Raw genomic sequence first — 22,770 nt, forward strand, 5'->3', positions numbered from 1 at the left:
CTCAGCCCGGGACACTGCCTTGCTGTAAATGGTATCTCAGCCAACTCCCCGCCACACCGGGCGGAGATTTTTTGTTCCAGAGCAGATCGATCGCGATAGCTTTCGGCCATCCCGGGACATCCAGTTGCACCAGCGGTTTTTCCGCCGCAAACTCCTCCACCAACGCACACGGAAGCGCGCACCAGCCAAACCCCTGTACCGCCATACTCAGCAACAGCAAATAGTTCGGCGCGGACCAGACCGGGCCGCGGGCAAGCTGGGCGCCATGATCGATATAGGTGTTAAGGCGCAACTCACGCCAGGTATGCAGTTGATCCCACTGCAGTTTCTTCTCTTTCGCCAGCGGATGGGAAGCGGCAACGTAAAGTCCCATCCACGTTTGCATCGGCAAGCGCGTCGCACCGATATCGGTGGGATAGTGGTCTCTGGCTTCAATCAAACCAACCTGCGCCCGCTCTTTTTGCAGCAGATCGATAACGTCCACATCCTCACCAATCAGACATTCAAACTCGGTATACGGAAACTGGCGATCAAACTGCACCATCAGTTCCTCCAGCACGTCGGGGTGTAAGGTATCGGAGAGCACAAACGTCAGACGCGCTTCGGTCTCACCGGTCAGCGAAAGCGCCACCTCATCGAGTCGATCGCTGGCCGACAGAATCGCCTGCACGTAACCAAGCACTTTCTTTCCTTCTTCCGTCAGCACCGGCTGGCGGGAGGAGCGATCAAACAGCTGGACACCAAGATCGGCCTCAAGGTGAGCGATCGCCGTGCTGATCGTGGACTGACTTTTCCGCAGTCTGCGTGCCGCCGCCGAGAAGGAGCCACAGGAAACGGTCTCGACAAATGCGGTTAAGGCTTCAGGTGAGTAACGCATGAACTATCTACTTTATCGATGGATACTATCTTTTAGATATCACATAAAACGATAAAATTCCCCCTATTCCGTTATCCGGGCGTTTTCAAGAAAGGTAAGTTATGCAACACAATGCGGTTCAACATCGTTCATTACTGGAGCGTGTTTTTCACGCTGTATGTTTTGAAGGGATTGCCACGGCGATCCTGGCACCCACCACGGCCTGGTTGATGCAACGATCGGTGCTGGAAATGGGCGGACTGACGATCCTGCTGGCGACCACGGCGATGATCTGGAACATCATCTACAACGCGCTGTTTGACCGTTTCTGGCCTTCACATCTGGTGAAACGAACGGCGAAAGTGCGTGCGTTTCACGCGCTGGGGTTTGAAAGCGGCTTTATCGTCATCGGCGTGAGTATCGTGGCGTATGTGCTGAACGTCAGCCTGATACAGGCCTTTACGCTGGAGATCGGCTTCTTCCTGTTCTTCCTGCCCTACACCATGTTCTATAACTGGGCTTATGACACGTTGCGCGTACGCGTCGTGAAGCGTCGCGAACAGCGCGTGACTGCCTGATAACTCACACGTTTGCCGGAATCCACGCGGTTCCGGCAAGACCCGTTGCCCCCCCTTCTCCCGTTCAGTCCTCACGCCCACCCGCTCATTTATGGTAAATTGCGCTTCTTTTTGTTTATTTTATAGTTGATACGTTCAAGAAATGTCGAAAATTTGGTCAAAAGAAGAGACGCTCTGGAGCTTTGCGTTATATGGGACTGCCGTGGGCGCAGGAACCCTGTTTCTCCCCATCCAGCTTGGCTCCGCGGGCGCGATTGTACTGTTTGTCACCGCTCTGGTTGCCTGGCCTCTCACATACTGGCCGCATAAAGCGTTATGTCAGTTCATTCTCTCGTCGAAAACCTCTGCGGGAGAAGGGATCACCGGTGCAGTGACGCACTATTATGGTAAGAAGATCGGCAGCCTCATTACCACGCTGTACTTTATTGCCTTTTTCGTGGTGGTCCTGATTTATGCCGTCGCCATCACCAACTCCCTGACAGAGCAGCTCGCCCGCTATCTTGAGATTAGCCTCGGCATCCGCATGGGAGTCAGTCTTGGCGTGGTATTAATCCTGAACCTGATTTTCCTGATGGGCCGTCATGCGACCATTCGGGTGATGGGCTTTTTGGTATTCCCGCTGATCGCTTACTTTTTATTTCTCTCGCTGTACCTGACCGGCAGTTGGCAACCCTCGTTGCTCACCGGACAAATGGCGTTCGATCAGCACACGCTGCATCAGGTATGGATCTCGATTCCGGTGATGGTTTTTGCTTTTAGCCATACGCCTATTATCTCCACGTTTGCTATCGACAGACGTGAGAAATATGGTGAGCTGGCCATGGGTAAATGCAAAAAAATCATGAAGGTCGCCTATCTGATCATCTGCTTAAGCGTGCTGTTCTTCGTCTTTAGCTGCCTGCTGTCGATTCCGCCATCGTACATCGAAGCCGCTAAAAATGAAGGCGTCACCATACTTTCGGCCTTATCCATGATGCCTGCCGCCCCGGCGTGGCTCTCGATTTCAGGTATCATCGTCGCCGTGGTGGCGATGTCGAAATCCTTTCTCGGCACCTACTTTGGCGTCATTGAAGGGGCAACCGAGGTGGTCAAAACCGGTCTGCAACAGGTTGGGGTGAAGAAAAGCCGGGCCTTTAACCGCGCCCTGTCTATTATGCTGGTATCGGCCATCACCTTTATTGTCTGCTGCATCAATCCGAATGCGATCTCGATGATTTACGCCATCAGTGGGCCGCTCATTGCCATGATTTTGTTCATTATGCCGACCCTGTCGACATACCTGATCCCGGCGTTAAAACCGCACCGCTCGCTCGGCAATCTGATCACCCTGATTGTCGGCCTGCTGTGCGTGTCCGTGATGTTCCTCGGCTAACCTGGCGTAAACGGTTCGTCCGGGCCGTTTACTCACTATTGCGACATAACAGCGAGGGGGAGCCTACCGTCGTGAAGGCCCACCCCTCCCGATAACGTTTAATCAATAACGAGAAAGAGGCTCGCTCAGAGAGGTAGATCGTGGGCAGCGATCGGAGCCCTTTTTTCGCCTCTAAATCATCACTCGGAAACCGCACAAGATTATTGGTGTTAATAATATAGTTGTCCCGCAACTTGTAATAGGTGAAATAAACAATCCGGCTGACTTTATAATTTTTCGCTTCCGGCGTAGTCAATTCACCAGTGATTGTGACGATCCCCTGATTATTTTGCATCTGGTAGGCGACATCCCCCCGGAACTCCTCATTATTAATTTCCCATACCACCCGCCCCTGGCAGTCAATGTTATTTTTTTCTTTATGTAAATACCAGTAGCCCACGCCTGCTAATATCACGACGACAATCAGAAAAACGGATACTATCATTTTAATTTTCATCATTAATCGAGTACCAGGTCGTACATTTTGTCTGCGGGTGTTCTCTTATATCCAACTGGCAGGCGACGGCCGCAATATTCTTCGCACTATTCATTCCCGAGAGATACACATAGTTATGATTCTGACAGATATCCGGGTGTCTCGTCAGGAATACCGCATAGCGAGTGTTTAATGTACTTTTGCCTTTCAATAATAGGGTACAGGATGAAAAGGAGGTGGTATCAATAATGGCATAGGAAGAGAACAGCGATTCGGCCGGCGGATAAAACACCCCCAAAGAGACGCTTACGCCGACCAACAATAGTGACAGCAAAATAGCTCCCATCATCAGCGTGGTCCTTGAAGGCCGCTGTTTACGCGGTGCCGCCGTCATCGCAGGTACTGTTGGCTCCTCCTCACTCTCCTCTTCTCTCGCATTATCAACCGATTCTATCTCCGTCCGTTGAATATCCGCCGTCATCATCATACCGCGCCGGGCGACGGTTCTGATCAGATCGCGCGGCAACCCGACTTCCGTTAATGCATTCCTGAGCATGAGGGCCGTCTGGTATAACGTATTGACGGAAGTGATGTTGTTTTTTTCTCCCCAACCAATCTTTACGAGCTGGCTTTGTGAAATAACAACCCCGCAATGTGTAAGGAGATATAAGAGAATGAAACTCGCAGGGTTTTGAAGAATGACCGTTTTTTGCGTATTCTTATTCGTCAACGTTCTGTCACCTGGGTGAAAGTCAACCAGGTTATTAATTGTGTATAATGTTGTATGTGTGTACTTCTCTGGCACTGTGTGCATTCTCGCATTTACATGATGAATGTCATGCTACAAAAATCTTATACAGAGATCACCAAATATATAATAGATATGCCATTTCGATCATAAGCAAAAAATAAAAAATCTTATAAATCAATACACTTATACCTGAAAAGGATCATGTAATCTTAATTAAGACCATTTTAGATGCTTTATCATTCAGCACTCATTATTATTGTTTCACGTTTAAAAAACGGACAAACAGATAAATAGCATTACTGAATAAAGGACAAAAGCATTGTTACAAATGTTTCAGGCAATTTAACATAAGATCAACTTTTTGCCATTAATGCCATTTAGCGATAAAACTTAAACATTTTTGCAATATAGATTTTCCTGGTGGTTGTTACAAAATTCCTGGAGGCGATTTTTTATACTTCGCCAGTTTAGTAATGACCCCGTCAGAAACCTGAATTGATACAGAGATAATACCCCTAAAAAAGCCGGGATTAAGAATAATAGCAATAAACATATTTTCGGATTTCCTCTCTATCAAAGTTGCATTTTGTAGAGTATTGACATGTTTTAAAACGGATGAAATTATGAAATCATCTACGGATAGGGAGGCGCTCAATATGGGGCTGGACGTTAAATTAAAGAATTTGACATGCAGCAGTTGTACTTTGCATTGTAAAATAATGCCCGAAAAATCACCCCGCTTACAGTATTGCGCCAATGCCTGTTTTTGCATGTGGCCAGAAGAAAGCATTTATTTTAATAAAGGGGTCATTGAAGGCATTTTAAATAACAATCACAACGCCAGACTTAGTGGTTATATTTTTGTGGATTTTTCTATCAGCTTCTTACGCCTGTTTCTGGATAAAGAGTGGATAGAATATCTCGCAAGTACACGCATGGGTATTATTCTGATCAGCGATCGCAACATGCAGTCGCTCGCCAACTACTGGCGCAAAAAGCATCCTGCGATTTCTGCCATCATTTACCATGATGACGGACTGGATGTCGCCAATGAGAAGATCAGGCAGGTGTTTATCGGGCGACATTTGTCGTTTACCAAAGGCAATACGTTGACGCAGATGGAGTTCACCATTCTGGGCCACATGGTTGCAGGCAGTAACCCGCACCAGATCGCTCAGTTGTTGGAGATGGATATCCGCAGCATCTACGCCTACAAGCAAAGAATTGAAAAAAGAATGGGTGGACGAATCAATTCGTTGTTTATTCACTCTCATCCGATCTCAGGCGATAAGTTATCTTACCCGCTGTTGATCAAAGAGACGGATGGTTCAGCAATGCATTTGCAAAGACGCAGATGAGTCCGACAACAGGGAACGAAATGGACAAGGATTATAAAGTGGAATACTACGAGGAAGAAACGCGCGCGCTGAGTGCGGTACTGTTATCGCTGTTTACGGCCCGTGCTGAGATCGCTTTCGGTGAGCTGGAGTGCTCTCTGCAAAAACTCGCCTTCCCGCCTGCCGTGCGCAGGTTGTGTGAAGAGGCGTTGCAAAGTCATAGTGAAGACGAAGCCGATCGGACGAATGCCCGGGCAGTTTGCTGCCTGCTGCATGCGCTGGAATCCATCAGCGGCTATAAGCACGTTGAGCGCTATATTGCCCAACGGAATCAGGCGGTCGTGTATTGCTAAGACACCGAGTCGGGACAGCGTTCCCGACTATTTTATGTAGGAGTCCAGAACTTTCAGTACCACGTCCAGATCTTCTTCCCGCTTCTCTTCATCACTCTGATGGACGATATGCTCGGTCAGATGCCCTTTAATCACTTCCCGCATTAAACCATTCACGGCTCCGCGTATCGCGGCGATCTGCTGCAACACGGCGGCGCACTCATGGGGTTCATCGAGCATTTTCTTCAGCGCAACCACCTGCCCCTGAATTTTGCTGGTTCGGGCTTTAAGCTTCTGTTTATCCCGGATTGTGTGTGACATCGCAACACCCCATTAACATAAAACGAAGTGAATTATAGCATTACGAATCTACTGGGGGGTAGTATTTGGTACTGGGGGGGAGTAGAATCTGGCGAAAACAAGCAACTAAGAATCATTATCATGGGTGAATTTTCAACACTTCTTCAGCAAGGTAACGCGTGGTTTTTCATTCCCAGCGCGATTCTTCTCGGCGTGCTGCATGGACTGGAGCCCGGTCACTCGAAAACGATGATGGCGGCATTTATCATCGCCATTAAAGGGACCATTAAGCAGGCGGTGATGCTAGGACTGGCGGCAACGCTCTCCCATACCGCTGTGGTCTGGCTGATCGCCCTCGGCGGCATGTATATCAGTCGGGCGTTTACCGCAGAGTCCGTGGAGCCCTGGCTGCAACTGATTTCCGCGTTTATTATTCTGGGCACCGCAACCTGGATGTTCTGGCGGACATGGCAGGGTGAGCGAAACTGGCTCACCGATATGCAACATGATGATCATCATCATGCCCATCACGATCATCATGGTCACGATCATCATGACCACCACGAACATCACGATCACGAGCATCATGACCACCACGAACGCCACGATCATGAGCATCATCACGACCACAGTGACCTGGCAGGACTGGCGGAAGGGTCGAAAGCTTATCAGGATGCCCATGAGCGCGCGCATGCCAGCGATATTCAACGCCGTTTTCACGGCAAAGAGGTGACCAATGGGCAAATCCTGCTGTTCGGTCTGACCGGCGGACTGATTCCCTGTCCGGCGGCAATTACCGTGCTGCTGATTTGTATCCAGTTAAAGGCCTTCACGCTCGGCGCAACAATGGTGCTCTGCTTTAGCCTGGGGCTGGCGATTACGCTGGTGACCGTCGGCGTGGGCGCAGCAGTCAGTGTCCATCAGGTCGCTAAGCGCTGGAGTGGATTCAATGCACTGGCAAGAAAAGCGCCCTATTTTTCCAGCCTACTGATCGGTCTGGTCGGTCTGTATATGGGCATTCATGGCTACATGGGGATTATTCACACCTCCTGAACGCACATTTCTGAGGCACAGCGCCTGCCGCTGTGCTCACTTATCTTTCCAGAAAAACCCACCCATTTCGCTGCAAGCGCAACTATTTGCTCGCTAAATACCATCTGATATCGCCATAAAGCACACCGCGTTGGGCTGAAAAACCATCGTCAGTTGCCATTTTCAGGGCAGGTTCTTCCTGTTTATTGCGATGAAAATGATGAAAGCATCTCAATATCAATTACAGAGTAAATATTTTTTTTCCGTTTTTTGATGTCAAACACCCTGCAATTACTGGAACCCACATCACTTAGTTTCCAAAAGAAGATAAGTAATCAGATAAAATTCTTATCCCGGCATAGCATCATAAAAATGGTTAGCATAGTTAACTATTCATTTTTTCTTATACATTAAATGTGAATTATCTTAACCAGACAATCAATTAAGGAGAAATACGTTTTACGTTCGGTTCAATACTTCAATATTAATCATCTAATAATAGAAAATTCCTAAAAAAGTTACCACCGATCTATTTCCAGATTTCAATAGACTCAACCTATCACCAGTATTCTATCTGTTCGTTTTAAACGATTTTCCTCTCCAGGAACATTCCGGATAATATCCACAAAGACAAATTAATTTATTCATTCGGGTGAAATGAATCTCGCTGCGAGAATAAAGTCATGGTTATGAAGATATTCTCAACGCAAAAAAAACTCACCCTTAAGAAAATTACCAATAATTTTATTTTGTCTTCATTCCCGCACAGAGCCATCGCGATAAATGTCCCTGCGCATGGAAGAACCCTGACTCACAGGGTAAATCAACACGACTGATAAAAAATGGAGTTTTATATTATGACCTTAAATCGTGCCTTCCTTTCGGCGCTGATGGCTTCTGCGCTCTTTTCCACGAATGCACTGGCCTCTGACAATACCATTACGTTTATGGGCGAAGTGAGTGACGAGACCTGTTCAATATCGGTAAACGGTTCTGATGCCTCTCCGGTGGTATTGCTGCCGACCGTAACGGCTACCGAACTGAATGCCAATCAGGTGGCTGGCGCGACGACATTTGATGTCGGTGTGAGCAACTGTACCGGCTCGTCTACTGGCGTGCAGATCTCGACGGTCTTCGTTGGCAACAACATCAGTTCTGCTACCGGAAACCTTGGCAGCACCGGTTCTGCGACAGATGTAGAGATCCAAATTCTCGACACCAGCGATGACGAAATTGATTTCCGCAGCGCCTTTACCGGCACCGGCGACCTCTCTCTCGCCGCTGACCAGACCTCAGCGAGCGCGACCTATAAAGCCCAGTATTACAGTGGCGGCGCGGCCACCACCGGTACGGTACTGGCTTCACTGCAATACGCCGTTTCCTATCAGTAAACGTCGTTCTGGCGGGAATGTACTCCCGCCATCCACATTCAGGGAAAATACTATGCGAACCTCTCATCATCATCGCACGCTTATTTCAGGCTGCCTGTTTCTTTTTTTAGCCGCATGCTGTAGCCACGTCAGCGCCAGTATTACGATGACAGGAACGCGTATTATTTATAATGGCGCGACGAAATCGACTGATGTGCATCTGAAAAATAAAGATGCCATTCCTTATGTTGTTCAGAGCTGGTTCGATAACGGTAATATGGCCGATGGCCCGGAAAAGTCTGCGCAGGTTCCGTTTATTGCCACGCCCCCGGCATTTCGCATTCAGCCTGGCGAAGGACAAATCATTCGTATTGTTTACACTCAGGGAAAAGCATTACCGCAGGACCAGGAGTCACTGGTCTATTTTAATTTCATGCAGATTCCGCCCGCCAATGCCGGACAATCAGTGAGCCAAACCGAAAAACAAAACAGCCTGCTGATTATGCTGCGCAATCGGGTCAAACTTTTTTATCGCCCGGCAGGACTGGTCGGCGATCCGCAAAAAATGCTGGAGAATCTGCAGGTCAAACGGATTAGCGGAAATAAAGAACTGGCAATAAGTATTAAGAACAATCAGCCTTATTTCGTCACGGTCGCGGCCCTGCAACCCGGCGGTTCATCGCAAATCCAGCACCCCAAAAATGACATGATTTCGCCTTTTGCCAGCGAAACGTTTCACTTTCCGCGAACCGCTGACGCCCAGCGCGTACGCATTACCTTGATCAACGATCAGGGAGCACGCATCAGTGCCGACTATCCGCTGTAACACCGTCGTCGCGCCCTTGCTCGGCCTGGCGTTAGTTCCGGCGACGGCGTGCGCGGAATACTACTTTGACCCGGCGCTTTTGCAGGGTTCCGATTTTGGTAAGTCACTGGATCTGGATCGCTTTAATCAGCGGGACACCGCCCTTCCGGCGGGCGACTATGTGCTCGACGTATATCTTAACAACCAGTTGATTCGCCGCCAGGCACCGATCGCCCTGGTTAAACCGGAAGGCGACAAGACAGAAGTACAACCCTGCCTGTCACCGGAACTGATTGCCGTCAGCGCCATACGTACAACGCAAAATGTAACCCCTAACCTCTGTCTGCCGATCGATAGCCTGGGCCCGAAAATCAACTGGGAGGTGGATTTAAGCTCGCTGCGCCTGAACATGGTGGTTCCCCAGGCGGGGCTGTTACATTCACCGCGAGGATTCATCCCGGTTTCCGAATGGGACGCCGGGGAGACCGCACTGTTTCTGCGCCACAACACCAACTTTTACCACACCGAAAACACGGACAGCCATCTGCGCTATGACTATCTGTGGAGCAACATCAATGGTGGGCTCAACCTTGGCCTGTGGCAGGTTCGCCATCAGGGCAACCTGCGCTACGCCGATGACAATCAGACGGGGGGACACTACAAATACAATGCAGTCGCCACCTCGGTACAACGACCTTTGCCGCAACTGGACAGCATCATTGCTTTCGGCGACAACTACACCAACAGCAGTCTGTTTGGCAATCTGTCATTTAATGGCGTCAAGCTCAGCACTGACCAACGCATGTGGCCGCAGGGCAAACGAGGCTATGCCCCGGAAGTGCGCGGCGTCGCCACCACGACGGCCCATGTGGTTGTTCGCCAGCAGGGAAAAGTCATTTACGAAACGACCGTCGCGCCCGGCGCCTTCGTGATTAACGATCTGTACAACACCCGCGGCCAGGGCGATCTGACTGTGGACGTCGTTGAAGCAAACGGACAAGTTTCGCGCTTCACCGTCCCCTATTCCGCCGTACCGGACTCGATTCGTCCCGGAAACTGGAATTACGAACTGGCGATGGGCTATGTTCGTCAGTACTACAGCGTAGAAAATAAGTTTGTTGAAGGTGTACTGCAGCGCGGGATGAGCAACGTGCTGACGGCCAACATGGGTTCACGACTGGCGGATAATTATCAGGCCTTCCTCGCCGGCGGCGTGCTGGCAACCTCCGTCGGCGCATTCGGTTTGAACACGGTTTTTTCCAGCGCTCATGTGGAAAATAACGAGAAACAACAAGGCTGGCGCGTCGAGGCAAGCTACAGTAAAACCTTCACCACCGGAACCAACCTGGTCCTCGCGGCCTATCGCTATTCCACCAGCGGCTATCGCGATCTGCAGGACGTACTCGGCGTACGTCGCCAGGAGAAAAACGGCACCCTCTACTACTCCGACACGCTCAATCAGCGGAACAACTTCTCGGCGACGCTCAGCCAGCCGATGGGCGACTGGGGCATGTTGAGCTTTACCGGCAGCACCTCGGATTACTATAACAACGCTTCACGCATCACCCAGTTGCAGCTCGGTTACAGCAATAGCTGGCGTGACATCAGCTTCAATATCAGCGCCGCACGCCAGCGGAGTACCTACTCCAGCCGCTACTTCAGCAGCGTCAACGATCGCGATTTTGATAATGAAAGCCAGCGCAAATACACGGAAAACACCGTGTCGCTGGGGATTTCGATTCCATTCGACTTTGGCTCCAGCCGCTCGCAAATCAACCTCGACATGAACCGCAGTCGCGACAGCCGGACGGCCACGGTCGGGATGAGCGGGACGACGGGCGAAAAGAGTTCTACCTCGTGGGCGCTCTACAGCGGCATCGAGCACAACAACGACAGTGGCGACAGCTCGACCTGGGGCGGAAATATTGAACATCGCACCTCCGTAGGCGCCTTCCGCGCTTATGCCTCCCGGGGCGACAGTTATCAGCAGTATGGACTGGGGATGTCCGGTACGCTGGTCGCCCATCGCGGTGGGATTACCGCCGGTCCGTATACCAGCGACACCTTCGCACTGGTGGAAGCCCCCGGGGCACGCGGAGCCGAGATTCGTAATGGGCAGGGCGCGACGGTGGACCGTTTCGGCTACGCGATCCTCCCGTCATTAACGCCCTACCGCTATAACACCATTAGTCTCGACAGCCAGAATATGGCCGATGACGTCGAACTTCAGGGCGGCAGCAAGCGGCTGGTCCCCTATGCGGGCGCGATTTCCCGCGTCACGTTCAAGACCACACACGGGAAAGCAACGTTGATTAACACCACGCTGCCTGACGGCAGCCAGCCACCGATGGGCGCGGACGTCACGGACAGCGATGGCGAAGCTGTGGGCATCATGGGCCAGGGCGGGCAAATCTACGCCCGAATCGCCGCACAGTCCGGCGTGCTGTTCGTTAAGTGGGGTAAGAACGCCGCCCAGCAGTGCCAGATCTGGTATCAATTGCCGACAACGCGCGACGCGCCGCTGTATCAACTTACGCTACCTTGCCGCCAGGAGTGATGGCTTATGAAATTATCCTCTTTTCTCCCGCTGCTGTTGGTCGGCGTCGTACTGGCACAGCCGGCATGGTCTGCCTGTAAAAGGGTAACCTCTGCCAACGATCTGTCTCAGACGGCGAAAGATGCCGGTTACATCGGCGCCAGTTGGGGGGGCGTTGGCGATAGCGAAGTCAAAGGCAAACTGGGGCTGCCCGGCGTTATCACCTTAAGCAGCGGCACCGGCTTTCAAACGGAAGGCACGCTGCTCGCCAGTTCGACGGCCAGCTTTGTGCCTAACGGCCGCACCCAGGGCGTCAACGCCAATCAGATCTATTTCCGCTGCGACGTCGCCGAAATCGGCAAGGTGTATGAGTATTACGCCACCAACGGCGACGACGCATGGGGCGGCAGAGAAGCAGTTGCCGGGATTGAAGGCGCTTACTATACCTACGTCAAAAACGTGGCGCTCAGACTGACAAACCTGAAAACCGGGCAATACTATTCGCGCTACTGGCAAACACGCCTCATCCCTGAAAGCGAGATGTTCAATGACGGGACCTACATTTATATCCCGGGCAGCGCCTTCAGCGATGTTTTCGTTGAGCTGTTTCGGGTTGATGACGCGTCGAAAGGGGCAAACGGTTCAAATCGTTATGGTTATACCTACGCGGGACCGGCTGGCTATATCGCCTTTCACGGCGGCGGCATGAGCTCCGGGTTGTTTGACGGCGCTGACAGCCGAACCAACTACGACGGCTGGGGCGCCATGCAGTGGCCTGGCGGCTGGACGCTCACCAGCCAGAGTTACTTTGTGCGCGGCGCCGCCTGTCGAATCGATGATTATCCCGCCATTGTCCGTCTGCCGCCGATCAGCGTCGGTGAACTGAGCGGCGGCGGCACAGCGCAGACCCCGTTTAACATTACCGTCGAATGCGAAACCGGTGCGATCTCCAGCACCGCGGTCTCGACAACCAGCAAAGCGAACGTGGCGATGGGGTTTCTGGTGAATAACCAGACGGCGGCGAATGCAGCAAACCAGTTAGGGCTTAAGACCGGATCGGGGGCCTGGACCTGGCTGCTTGATAACCATTATGGCGTCAGCGGCGTGGCGTCCGGCGTGGGCATTCGTATTTACAGCGAAAAACTGGGCGGTAGCGCCATCAACCTGCTGCCAAATCTGACGTCCACCGCAACGGGTAACGCCGGGGGATGGTACGGCTATGCCGATTTAACCAGTAAAACCTCAACAAGCGGTTCGACCGAATTTTATAACGGTGAATTCACCGCCTCGCTGGAAGCCATTCCCGGCGAAGCCATAACAGCAGGATCGGTTTATGCACAACTTCAGGTGGTGGTTAGCTTTCAGTAACGCGTTGCTGTTGAACGCTCTGCCGTCCTCCGCTCATGCGGTGGTGAATAGCGAAGTGACCCGGGTGATTTTTAATGCCGGGGACAAAAGCGCTTCGCTGGCGCTGATCAATTCCCCACAGCAGCCGGCCCTGGTTCAGGTCTGGACCGATACGGGTAATCCCTCGAGCCAGCCCAACGAGGAGACGACGCCCGTCATCGCACTGCCGCCGGTATTTAAAATGCAGCCCGGCGAACTGCGCAGCATTACGCTGCAACTGACCGACACCTCAGCCCTGCCGCGTGATCGCGAAGCGCTGTACTGGCTGAACGTGTATCAGATCCCGCCCATGACGCAGACCGACGCCCAGGTGGCGCAAAAAGTGGTCCTGCCGTTACGCATCCGTATGAAGGTATTCATTCGCCCGAAAGGTGTCGGTGCGCTTAAGGAAAGCGATGCTGAGACGCTGCGCGTGACATACGCCGGGGCGCAAAATCAGTTGCAGATAACCAACCCCACCCCGTGGCATATCACGCTGGCCGCGATAAGCTGTGAGGCAGGCAGCGCAAGCGGCATCATGATTGCGCCGCTTGCCACTGTGTCGGTCCCGCTGCAGGGGCGTGGCGCGTCGTGTTCGTCGGTCCGCTATGAAGCGATCAACGATCACGGCACCCTCTGGCAATATGAAAAAGCCGTATCACGTCTACCTTAGCGGACGGCTTACGCGCCTTGCCCGGCATCGTTTCAGGCCCGAATATCGTCATACTCGCGAGTTTTATCAAACTCATGTTTGGCAAACGGGCAAAGAGGGATAACTTTGCGATTCTCGCGGCGCATTTTCTCCACCACTTTCGCCACCAGCTGTTTTCCAACCCCCTGGCCTTTCAGGCTGGCATCGACATCGGTATGCTCAATAATACTTAAATGCTCACCGGTTGGAACAAAAACAATTTCAGCGACCTGATTCCCCTGATCATTATTGACATAGAATTTATTGTGACCTTCCAGTATTTCCATTTTCCCCTCGCTTATTTACGACGATATTGCAGCGCCCCGCTTGGGCAGGTATCGATAACGTTGATCACCGTTGATACATCCACTTCATCAGGCATAATCCACGGCTTACGCTTCAGATTGAAAAGTCTGGCGCTACCGCGTACACAATTCCCAGAATGCTGACAAATTGCCGTATTGAAGTAGACATCGATTTTCTCACCGGTATAGACGCGATAACCCGCATCCTCAAGTTGCTTATCCATGACATTGCCTCATTTTTTGTTTATCTCTTAAGCATAGCGCGTGAATGTCACCCACCACCACTTTAATGTTAGATGAGTAAATACTCATCTGTTCCTTATGGTTAAGCATAAAAAACCAATTACAGGAATGTTTAAGATTTTATATTATGCATTTAATGACATTTAAGGTTATTCGCTCTAATTGACTATTTCTCATCAGGTCAGCATAATAAATCTTTCAAAAAAGTCATTTAAAAAACCAGTTTTTATTCAAGAATACTAATTAAAAAGAGTGATTTACAGGAAGGTAAGCCAGTCTGATACCGAATCTTAAATCACGGAGTTGAAACAGATTTCAACGCCACTTTGTTGATAATCAGACCATAATTTCTCCGGAATGAGGCATTGGGATTTTTAAATGATTACGGTAACTGATTATTCATAGCGGCAGAAATCACCAACTTTGTTAATTAATTGCTTTATTTTATATGTACTTATGTTAAACCACAGAACAAAAACATTAGTTTCATAAATCAAACGACTTACTGAATTCATATATACTATACGTAATAGTAGGTTCAGAATTTTCTACAACAAGTCTCTACTGTCTATAACTTTCGAACACCGTGAACCCATATGTACTGGATTATTAACGATAATATTGAATTCAGACCAGACAGTAAAAAGTTAATTTCTGTCACTAATCCAGAAATTAACGTGGTTTTGACAACGCCTGCCAGCCGTTGTCTGCTTTTGCTGCTTGACGCTTCACCGGACGTCGTCACTCAGCAGGAGTTTTTCAAAAAGGTATGGGAAGATGAAGGCATGCTGGTGCCGGCCAATACCCTTTACCAGAATATTTCTATTGTCCGTCGAGGCTTACGCGCCGTTGGCGAGACTGACCGAATCCTTGTCGCCACGGTACCGCGCAAAGGGTTCCAAATCGACAAAAGCGTTAAAATTTCCCGCGTTGCGGCGGTTCAGGAAGCTGATGTGACCCCTGATTCTCTGCAGGGTGAAGATGAACTGGATGTGGAGTACCACACAGAGGCGGATCCGGCGCTTACGCCAGAAGAAATAGCACCACCTGCCCGTACGGCGACGGTACGTCAGAGCAGCAGATTGCCGCTCTTCGTGGGCATCCTCGCCATGGTAGCGGCATTTTTCATTGGCGCTATCAGCATAAACGCTTTCTGGCACTTTAGCGATACGCAGCCATTCTTCGCTGACTACACCTTCGTCGAGCAGGATAAAGGCTGTCGTTTCTATACCACGGATGACAGCCACGATAGCAAAAACAGTTTTGCACGCTTTAAGGCGCTGATTCTGGGGTCTGGACTCGATTGCGAAAAGTACCCCTGGGTGTACTTCCCGCTATCACAAACGTCGCCTGGCTTAGCGGTTCTTGTCTGCCGCCAGAACTACCTGAAATCAGCCGTTCCAGGTTGTATTACACTCTCTTTTCGCGGAGCAGGAAGTGAGTAAAAGAACAGTCATAATGATGAGTGCAGTATTTTTACTCGCGGGTGTGCTCATCGGCGCGTTATACAATTTTTTAATGTCTAAACATTACGATAAACAGGAATGTTCGATGTCGCTGGTGGTGTTTCATAAAAACGCCCGCGCAAATATCACGCTGAACTACATGTATTCGCTGAAAAACCAGAACGGCATCGTGGCCGTCAGCGGAACCTATATTGAAGATAACAAACTGAAAGGGCGCATCCGACGGGATGTCGCCTATAACTGGACAGAAAATCAGGATTCGTATCACTTACACTCAAGCAGAATCAACAAGTTCGACATTATCGAAACGTTGCCGGACGATCTGTTAGCCAATATTCTGCCTGATTTTTACGTCTACCCCGATAAAGATGTGAGTTACTCCATTCTCAATCAGGGCGTTCACGGGTTCCTGTTCACCATCGGAAAACGTCCCCTCCTCTACTGCGCCCGCTAAACGGGAGAACACCGTCAGCTCTGTGCCAACAGGGCTGACGCGTTTTAAAGAAACAGACTCTCTTCCAGTAAATTCTCTTTGATTAGCAGCAGATCGTGAACCCGGTGCCCACCTAATTTCTTACACGCAAGATTACGATAGGTGTATACCCGTTTCGGCGGTAATGCCAATGATTCGGCAATCAGGTTAATATCTTTACCCAACAGCGATTCATAAATAATCCTTTTTTCAACACGATTGAGAACATGATTCCTGATAGCCTGGCGTTTTTCCATTCCCACCAGACGCGTAATAATCATCATCAGCGAGAGTAGCGACTGTTGTGCACTGACAATCATATCGGCATCAAAGACCAATGCGCTTCGCTCAGAGTTCAGTATCACCAACAGCTTACATTTTTTGTTGAGTCTGGAGATTTCTTTAGCACAACATTTGTTGAACAGATTAAGATGCAAAATCACGGTATCGTCGAATGTGAGTCTTTCAACAGGCAAATGGGGCATGGTTTCTTTCACGATTTCCAGGTTGGCCTCTTTTGCCAATAAGACAATCCCCTCCTGCAAATAGTTATCATTGCTTATAATATATATCGCCATCGCTTTATTTCCGTATTAATAATTCAACTCACGGGTGATTTCCGTTCTTCTATATCCAGCTTTAGCGAGACATGCAAAAATTATATTGATAAGTTTACGAATAATGCAATTAAATAGTCTTAACTGGTGTGAGATCTATAACTTATTGATAACTTGAATTTTAATTAAAGTTCTTAAACGCCCTTAAGTAGACAATTATTCGCTTCTCTCTGTATTCTGTCTCTTTCTCTATGTTATGTTGTGCCATTAGCGAACGGGCGGATAGGATGGAAAAGCAATGACCAGGCGTATCGATTACCTGATTGAGAAATATCATTTCACTGAAATCAACGAGTCGCCGCGCATTACCAGCCAATGGAAAGAGGTTCTGGCGGAGTGCCAACAAGAGAATGCCGGCGTTGAAGAACGACTGCGTATCGCGCTGCTTAATGTCGATTACGTGACCAGTTTTGAACTGCCTTTTCGCTTACTGCTCACTCGCACCCCGCAATTGATCGATAAACTGCGGAAAGAATTTGCCCTCACCCAGAAAAATGTCCTGATTAATGATAAACGCCGTGGGCAGGTTTACAGTATCAGCGCCGATCTCAGCCGTGTCCCCGATGCCTTTCGTTATCGCCTGTCGTCACGTATCCGCCGTATGGATGAGGAAACCATCACCACGGCCCCCTATCAGCAGGTTGCCAGTCTAACTAAACACCCCGAAGAGCGGCTTCGCCTGGCGCTGGAGAGCGGTTTGCAGGTTAACGCCCTGGATGGGCTGTTCTGGTTGGGAATTCAGCGTATTGCCGCCGATATTCAGCGACTCCGCGCGTCAGGCATGCCGGTTCTGGCCTCAGATGTCGAGGTGTTCGATTCACTCACCGGCACGCGACGAACCGTGACGGCATACCATCTTTAACCGGTTGTCAGTTCCTGAAAGCGGGATAAAAAAAGCGCGCGCGCCTCTCGTGGCATCAGCGGGGTGACGGTCAACCGCGTCGTGGGCGAGATTCCAGCCAGCATCGGCCAGTCACTACCGGGATCCAGATTGAGATCGCGCCGCTCGGTCGCCAGCATCATCAGGTCCACTTGCTTAATCACTTTGCTCGGTGTGAGAGGAAGATCGAAACGCTGACGAATGGCGTTATCCAGCCGTCCTTCAATCTCTTTGTACGCGGGAAGCAAGCGCTTTAGCGGTGAGGGAAGATCCAGACAATAGGCCTCAGCGGCATCGTGCAGCAGCGCTTCAAGCGCGAACTCAGGTGGCGTTAACTGACTGCACAGAACCCCATGTTGGGCGACACTGTAAAATTCAGGCACATGCCCGGCAAAGCGACAGAGGTGCGAAAGGGCGACCGCGATATCTTCAATCACGATATGCTCCGGTCGAACATCGCTGTAATCAATGTGTTGCCCGGTAAAGGTGGCGATAAATTTCATCCGATCTCCTGCTTCCTTGCCGTTCTTGCCCACGTCGGGCGCCTGGGTAGCTATAAAGAAACTACGTTTTTATGTTCACCCCGTAAATACATTTCACCCCTCAGCGCACACTTTTCAGAACGATCGCTTTTATCGGTTTTCAGTTATATTCCAGCACAAAGGTGGCGGTGCCATTTGCCCGTCCCGCGGTGACCGTCGATCCTGTCTGTACCATCTGCGCCAGAAAATTGATCGGCACCGCCGTTGCGGCGCTGGAAGCAGGTACTTTCTGCACCACCGGCAGATTTGCGGGCTCATTCAGCGTGACCGATGTTCCCTTCATCGGTCCGTTACCGCCATTATCGCCATAGCGGATCCGGATCCCAACGCCGTCCGCGCCACCGGGAAAGTGCGTAATATCCAGCGTATCCGTCACCCCGGTTGTTGCCGGCGTCGCGAAGAAGCCAATGCGGATATCCGTGGGTGTCGCGCAATACACCGGGATGCTAAACGGCACTGCCGAACCACCAGAGGTACCCGGACCTTTGAAATCGCTCCGGTTCGCTTTGCCCAGATCGACAAAAATACTGGCGCGAGTGACGCTACAGCTACCGCTGCTGCCGATGTCCACATTCATCGCCGCAAGATCGAGGTTCACCGGCCTGCTGACCTGATCGCCATTTCCCACCGCGTTCGGGTACACCATCGACAGGTTCCCGACATTTGCCAGCGCGTTGGCGAAAGCATGGTTATTACTCACCAGTCGAATGTCAGCGGTTTTATAGAAGGTCACCCACGCTTTCACCTCCACTTCCCGTTGCGTCAGCATCGACGGGCTCTCTGTGCTGTCGCAAACCGTAACCGACCGACTGCCCACCGACTCCAGGAAATGGATCGGCCCCCCGTCGCACTGGAAACTGAGTGAGTAGCCGATCCCTGGCAAGGCCGAATTGAACACCGCATGTCCGTCAATCATCTGCCCGCCCTGAGTATTCATCTGCTGATAGACGATTTTTTTCCACGACGATGTCGTCCCTTGCCGATCGCAGGTAAAGCGAATCCCCCCACCGTTCACCGGCATAATACTGCTCATCTGAGTATTGACCCGCAGCGTCGGCAGATACTTAATGTTTTGAAAGTTCAGGGTCATTTGTCCGGTATTGCCCTGACAGGTTTCGGCCTGAACGTACTGACTAAACAGGCTCGCTAACAGCAGCATTAACCCGCAAATGAGACGAAAAATCCCTGACATCGCCAGTTCCTCATGATTCATAAACATTGTCCCGCCACCTCTTTCACCGGGTTCCGGTCTTGTGCATCCGCCATCCGGAAATGCAGTACGCATTGCCGGCTCACGCCCGCGTCGTCCCATTTCGCCTCAAGAGTACCTGCCGTAGGCACCCCGCTCAGGTAGACCTGCCCGCGTTCGGCCACCATCGCGCTTGCTGTACCGTCATCACCCACCAGCCGGACGCTGGCACCAAAAGGCACCACATCCTGGCCGTGGCGAAGCGTGAACAGTACGCGGTTGCCGATATGCGTCTGGTAATGTGCTTCCACCACCGCACCGCCGCCAGGGATCACCGTCGCCCCCTGCAACTCGACATCCGCATCATCCGGTAACGTCTGTGCATCCAGCGCGATCACGTTTTTGTGATAGGGCGTAAGCGTGGGCACCACGGCATAACCACGCCAGTCAGTATGAACATTATTACCGTTCTGAATCGCGACGTTCGCTGCGCCCGGCGCGCGAACAATGGCAAAGCTGTCACCGACATTCTGTCCGAGCGTGATGCCGTGCGGATGCACCACCAGCGCGCCTGACGCCCCCCAGGTCATCTGGCTGCTGTCGCGATCGCGGCGATACCCCAACTGCGTCGTCCCGTAACCCCCGTGATAGTCCAGCGATGCGCTGCTATTGCTGCCCTGCCCCTGATTCGCAACCCCCTGCTGTACCGAATAGTAGAGGTTTTGATTCTGCGGCAGCGCACCGTATATTCCCACCTGTTGCGAGGTGTAGCCGTGATTATCGGAAGAGGTGTTGTAGCTTACGGTGCTGTCTGACCACGCGCCGCCCAGCGGCAGCGTGACGTTAAATGACCACGAGCGATCCGGCGCGCTGTGTCCTGTCGTTTTGGTGTAGAAATAGCCTACGCTCCAGGAGACACGCTTCCAGGTACTGTAAAATCCGGCATGCAGGGTTTGATCGCGATCCGCGTTATGCCAGTAGTCCTGCGAATACGCTGACAGCGAAAGCGTGCCCACCTCTCCCAGCGCCTGATTAACGGAAATCTCTTCGCGACTGCGCTTGCTCCACGTCTGGCCGTGGCGGCTTTCCAGCATCGCGGCTTCGCTAAAATCGTAATATCCGCTGGAAGAGTAACGATAGCTGGCCAGGCTGAATGAGGTCCCCGTTTGCGCAACACTTTTCTGGTACTGCGCGCGCAGCGAATGTCCGGTATAACGCTTACCCGAAGGCGTCGTGGTCGCCGCCCAGGTTGTATCCAGCCCCAGCGCGCCCAGCAGGCCAAAACCACGCCCCAGCCCTGCCGCTACGGCATGATAATCATCGGCCAGCTGCGAACCGCCATAGAAGGTGAACTCAGCGGGCAAACCATAAAAAAGCGTTCCCTGCATAAACGTCGGCGAACGACTGCGTTGTGAGGTTGAGTGATAGCGCCCGGCGCTCAGGCTGAATTTGGCGCGTCCTTCACGCAGCATAAATGGCACCGCAGCAAACGGCTGTGTCCAGCGCCGCTCAGAACCATCGCTCTCTTTAACGGTGACCTCCAGGTCGCCGCTCTGGGCGGTGGGATAGAGATCCTGAATGGCAAATGCCCCCGGCGACACGTAGGTTTCATAAATCACATAGCCATGCTGCGTGATGGTCACTTTCGCATTACTGTGCGCCGCGCCGCGCACAATCGGAGCAAAGCCGTTCATGCTGTCGGGTTGCATTTCGTCATCAGACATCAGCTGTACGCCGCGAAATTGCACGCTGTCAAAAACGTCGCCACGGGTGTAGGTATCCCCCATTCGCAGCTGACTTTTAAGCGAGACGATGTCGCGCTGCAGGTAAGTACTTTGCGAGTCCCAGCGTCGGGTTTTATCGTACTGCATCGACGAGATATTACGCAGTCGCCACGCGCCGAGATTAACGCCACTACGCAGGTTCAGGTAACTGGAACGTCCGTCATCCGTTGACTGCCGGGTCTGCGAGCCGGAAAAAGTGTAATCGACGAAGGCGGCCGGAATGCCGTTATCCCAACGCGAAGGATCGACGTAGCCGTGACTCTGCACGTTCATCGCCGCCTGCGGAATGCTCAGATTCAGACGCTGGGTCGAGAAATCAAACTGGCTGCGGGCATCGGGTATGTAGCGCCCGATATCGGTAAAGGATCCCCCTTCCGGCAATTGGCTGAAGGCGGGAAACGCGCTGACGTTGACCCCGTATTCCGCCAGTTGCGAAGGCGTGAGCACCGGTTTCAGTTGCCCATTATCCTCTACAAACGTCACATTCTGCTGTGCGACCTCTTGTTCGTTGAGCCAGATACTGACCGGGTACGTTCCGGGTTGCTGTCCGCCCGCGTTGGCAAAATAGTGCAGGTCCGCCAGTTTCTGTTGCGGATCGCGTAATTCCAGCGCAGCAGGATCAAAATAGTCATCTGCCCACGCCTGACGCTGATCGCAAAACAGCAGTAAAACGCCAGGGATGGTTGCCAGCAGCAGCGTCGCGCTGTTCGCCGATAACAGGACGGTTCTCTTTTTCACGGGAAGGTTGCCTGACATCACTGTTGCGCGGAATCGGTCACGCCGCCAAAATCATTGATCGCCCGCCATTTCACCGGGCCGCTGCCGTTGATCGTCCAGCGACGCGTGCTCAGCGGGGCAATCATCCCCGGCTCGGCAAGCGCTTTGCCGCCAACGGTCAGGGAGAATAAGGAGATGTGATACGGCGTCGGGTTGTTCGCCACCAGTTGGTTTCCCTGCACGCTAAAGGTCAAGTGCATCCAGGCGTCTTTTGCCTCGCCTTTCAGCCCCTGCGGACGATAAAAAAGTTTGAAGCGGGATTTCACGTTAATCTGCAGTTTATTGGCGTCCTCTTTTTGCGTCGGAGCGATACTTTTAATGTTCAGCCAGAACATGGACTCCCGATCGGCAGGCAATGCGCCTCCCGTAAACGTAATACGCAGGACGTTTTGCTGTTCCGGCTCAAGACGAAACAGCGGCGGAGTGACCACGAACGGCGCCGGACGCTTATCCTCTGCGCTCGCGTTATCCACCCACGATTGCACCAGATACGGCGTCTGCATGTCGGCATTCGTCACCGTCATGGTGGCTTCGCGCTTCCCTTCCTGATAAACAACACGGGTTCCACCCATGACAATGCCTGCCTGCGCGGTAGCGCTCAGCAGAACGAACGATGCCGTCATTGCGGCGATAAACTGTTTCATGAGATGTGACCATCAGGAAAAGAAGAAAAA

The 22,770-nt window shown here is 51.6% G+C and carries 24 protein-coding genes; 13 read left to right on the forward strand and 11 right to left on the reverse strand.

Translation table 11 applies throughout. The features are described 5' to 3' along the window. Nucleotide 1 precedes the first annotated feature (1 nt). Nucleotides 2–877 carry a LysR family transcriptional regulator gene (locus AL479_RS04395; protein WP_061075196.1) on the reverse strand — a complete coding sequence of 292 codons (876 nt, stop codon included), beginning with the start codon at nucleotides 875–877 and terminating at the stop codon, nucleotides 2–4. A 101-nt stretch (nucleotides 878–978) separates the two neighbouring features. On the opposite strand from AL479_RS04395, the gene AL479_RS04400 reads away from it, so the two are divergent. Then, on the forward strand, nucleotides 979–1,434 hold the full coding sequence (locus AL479_RS04400) for a multidrug/biocide efflux PACE transporter (RefSeq protein ID WP_061075197.1): 456 nt from the start codon (nucleotides 979–981) through the stop codon (nucleotides 1,432–1,434). Nucleotides 1,435–1,576: 142 nt separating this feature from the next. Beyond that, on the forward strand, nucleotides 1,577–2,806 hold the full coding sequence (locus tag AL479_RS04405) for an amino acid permease (protein WP_061075198.1): 1,230 nt from the start codon (nucleotides 1,577–1,579) through the stop codon (nucleotides 2,804–2,806). A 28-nt stretch (nucleotides 2,807–2,834) separates the two neighbouring features. Here the strand turns inward: AL479_RS04405 and AL479_RS04410 are convergent, their stop codons facing one another. Both AL479_RS04410 and AL479_RS04415 read right to left on the reverse strand, forming a co-directional pair. Next, nucleotides 2,835–3,305 (reverse strand): hypothetical protein, encoded by a 471-nt coding sequence (locus AL479_RS04410; RefSeq protein WP_146109661.1) that lies wholly within the window; start codon nucleotides 3,303–3,305, stop codon nucleotides 2,835–2,837. After that, a complete protein-coding gene (locus tag AL479_RS04415) occupies nucleotides 3,292–4,011 on the reverse strand; it encodes a winged helix-turn-helix domain-containing protein (RefSeq protein WP_061075200.1) in 720 nt (239 codons plus the stop codon). The genes AL479_RS04410 and AL479_RS04415 overlap by 14 nt, the downstream gene beginning before the upstream one ends. Nucleotides 4,012–4,688: 677 nt before the next feature. Here AL479_RS04415 and AL479_RS04420 point away from each other — a divergent pair. Together AL479_RS04420 and AL479_RS04425 are read left to right on the forward strand one after the other, a co-directional pair. Then, nucleotides 4,689–5,390 carry a helix-turn-helix transcriptional regulator gene (locus AL479_RS04420; RefSeq protein ID WP_061075201.1) on the forward strand — a complete coding sequence of 234 codons (702 nt, stop codon included), beginning with the start codon at nucleotides 4,689–4,691 and terminating at the stop codon, nucleotides 5,388–5,390. A gap of 20 nt (nucleotides 5,391–5,410) precedes the next feature. Next, nucleotides 5,411–5,722: a hypothetical protein gene (locus tag AL479_RS04425; RefSeq protein ID WP_061075202.1), complete on the forward strand. Its 312-nt coding sequence runs from the start codon at nucleotides 5,411–5,413 to the stop codon at nucleotides 5,720–5,722. A gap of 27 nt (nucleotides 5,723–5,749) precedes the next feature. On the opposite strand, the gene rcnR is transcribed toward AL479_RS04425, so the two are convergent. Next, entirely contained in the window at nucleotides 5,750–6,022 is a 273-nt protein-coding gene (rcnR, locus tag AL479_RS04430) for a Ni(II)/Co(II)-binding transcriptional repressor RcnR (protein ID WP_042999451.1), read from the reverse strand. 120 nt (nucleotides 6,023–6,142) lie between these two features. Between rcnR and AL479_RS04435 the strand changes: the two genes are divergently transcribed. The 6 genes from AL479_RS04435 to AL479_RS04460 all read left to right on the forward strand — a co-directional run bounded on the left by AL479_RS04435 (nucleotide 6,143) and on the right by AL479_RS04460 (nucleotide 13,803). Next, nucleotides 6,143–7,054 (forward strand): nickel/cobalt efflux protein RcnA, encoded by a 912-nt coding sequence (locus tag AL479_RS04435; RefSeq protein WP_061075203.1) that lies wholly within the window; start codon nucleotides 6,143–6,145, stop codon nucleotides 7,052–7,054. A gap of 836 nt (nucleotides 7,055–7,890) precedes the next feature. Then, a complete protein-coding gene (locus AL479_RS04440; RefSeq protein WP_061077924.1) occupies nucleotides 7,891–8,424 on the forward strand; it encodes a fimbrial protein in 534 nt (177 codons plus the stop codon). 52 nt (nucleotides 8,425–8,476) lie between these two features. Beyond that, nucleotides 8,477–9,229: a fimbria/pilus periplasmic chaperone gene (locus tag AL479_RS04445; RefSeq protein ID WP_061075204.1), complete on the forward strand. Its 753-nt coding sequence runs from the start codon at nucleotides 8,477–8,479 to the stop codon at nucleotides 9,227–9,229. Next, nucleotides 9,210–11,765, forward strand: a complete 2,556-nt coding sequence (locus tag AL479_RS04450) for a fimbrial outer membrane usher protein (protein ID WP_105291717.1) — start codon at nucleotides 9,210–9,212, stop codon at nucleotides 11,763–11,765. The genes AL479_RS04445 and AL479_RS04450 overlap by 20 nt, the downstream gene beginning before the upstream one ends. 6 nt (nucleotides 11,766–11,771) lie before the next feature. Next, a complete protein-coding gene (gene stbD / locus AL479_RS04455; protein WP_061075205.1) occupies nucleotides 11,772–13,112 on the forward strand; it encodes a fimbrial usher protein StbD in 1,341 nt (446 codons plus the stop codon). Beyond that, the gene (locus AL479_RS04460; RefSeq protein ID WP_061075206.1) at nucleotides 13,078–13,803 is read left to right on the forward strand and encodes a fimbria/pilus periplasmic chaperone; all 726 of its coding nucleotides are present in this window, start codon (nucleotides 13,078–13,080) and stop codon (nucleotides 13,801–13,803) included. Before stbD ends, AL479_RS04460 begins: the two co-directional genes overlap by 35 nt. Nucleotides 13,804–13,835: 32 nt before the next feature. On the opposite strand, the gene AL479_RS04465 is transcribed toward AL479_RS04460, so the two are convergent. Next, nucleotides 13,836–14,108: a GNAT family N-acetyltransferase gene (locus AL479_RS04465; protein WP_061075207.1), complete on the reverse strand. Its 273-nt coding sequence runs from the start codon at nucleotides 14,106–14,108 to the stop codon at nucleotides 13,836–13,838. Between the two features lie 11 nt (nucleotides 14,109–14,119). Beyond that, entirely contained in the window at nucleotides 14,120–14,350 is a 231-nt protein-coding gene (gene yjdI / locus AL479_RS04470) for a 4Fe-4S mono-cluster protein YjdI (protein WP_042999445.1), read from the reverse strand. A 615-nt stretch (nucleotides 14,351–14,965) separates the two neighbouring features. Between yjdI and AL479_RS04475 the strand changes: the two genes are divergently transcribed. Next, nucleotides 14,966–15,814 carry a winged helix-turn-helix domain-containing protein gene (locus AL479_RS04475; protein ID WP_061075208.1) on the forward strand — a complete coding sequence of 283 codons (849 nt, stop codon included), beginning with the start codon at nucleotides 14,966–14,968 and terminating at the stop codon, nucleotides 15,812–15,814. Between the two features lie 13 nt (nucleotides 15,815–15,827). After that, nucleotides 15,828–16,289, forward strand: coding sequence for a hypothetical protein (locus AL479_RS04480; protein WP_061075209.1), 462 nt, complete (start codon nucleotides 15,828–15,830; stop codon nucleotides 16,287–16,289). Nucleotides 16,290–16,333: 44 nt separating this feature from the next. Here AL479_RS04480 and AL479_RS04485 read toward each other — a convergent pair whose 3' ends face one another. Next, the gene (locus AL479_RS04485; RefSeq protein WP_061075210.1) at nucleotides 16,334–16,885 is read right to left on the reverse strand and encodes a hypothetical protein; all 552 of its coding nucleotides are present in this window, start codon (nucleotides 16,883–16,885) and stop codon (nucleotides 16,334–16,336) included. 277 nt (nucleotides 16,886–17,162) lie between these two features. Between AL479_RS04485 and AL479_RS04490 the strand changes: the two genes are divergently transcribed. Then, nucleotides 17,163–17,786, forward strand: a complete 624-nt coding sequence (locus AL479_RS04490; protein ID WP_061075211.1) for a hypothetical protein — start codon at nucleotides 17,163–17,165, stop codon at nucleotides 17,784–17,786. Here AL479_RS04490 and AL479_RS04495 read toward each other — a convergent pair. From AL479_RS04495 to AL479_RS04510, 4 genes are all read right to left on the reverse strand, one after another. Beyond that, nucleotides 17,783–18,307: a hypothetical protein gene (locus tag AL479_RS04495; RefSeq protein ID WP_061075212.1), complete on the reverse strand. Its 525-nt coding sequence runs from the start codon at nucleotides 18,305–18,307 to the stop codon at nucleotides 17,783–17,785. The genes AL479_RS04490 and AL479_RS04495 overlap by 4 nt on opposite strands. A gap of 139 nt (nucleotides 18,308–18,446) precedes the next feature. Further along, on the reverse strand, nucleotides 18,447–19,538 hold the full coding sequence (locus AL479_RS04500; RefSeq protein WP_061077926.1) for a fimbrial protein: 1,092 nt from the start codon (nucleotides 19,536–19,538) through the stop codon (nucleotides 18,447–18,449). 17 nt (nucleotides 19,539–19,555) lie between these two features. Then, entirely contained in the window at nucleotides 19,556–22,057 is a 2,502-nt protein-coding gene (locus tag AL479_RS04505; RefSeq protein ID WP_420535883.1) for a fimbria/pilus outer membrane usher protein, read from the reverse strand. 17 nt (nucleotides 22,058–22,074) lie between these two features. After that, on the reverse strand, nucleotides 22,075–22,740 hold the full coding sequence (locus AL479_RS04510) for a molecular chaperone (protein WP_061075214.1): 666 nt from the start codon (nucleotides 22,738–22,740) through the stop codon (nucleotides 22,075–22,077). Between the last annotated feature and the right edge of the window lie 30 nt (nucleotides 22,741–22,770).

The organism is Citrobacter amalonaticus (genome assembly GCF_001559075.2).
Lineage (GTDB): Bacteria > Pseudomonadota > Gammaproteobacteria > Enterobacterales > Enterobacteriaceae > Citrobacter_A > Citrobacter_A amalonaticus_F.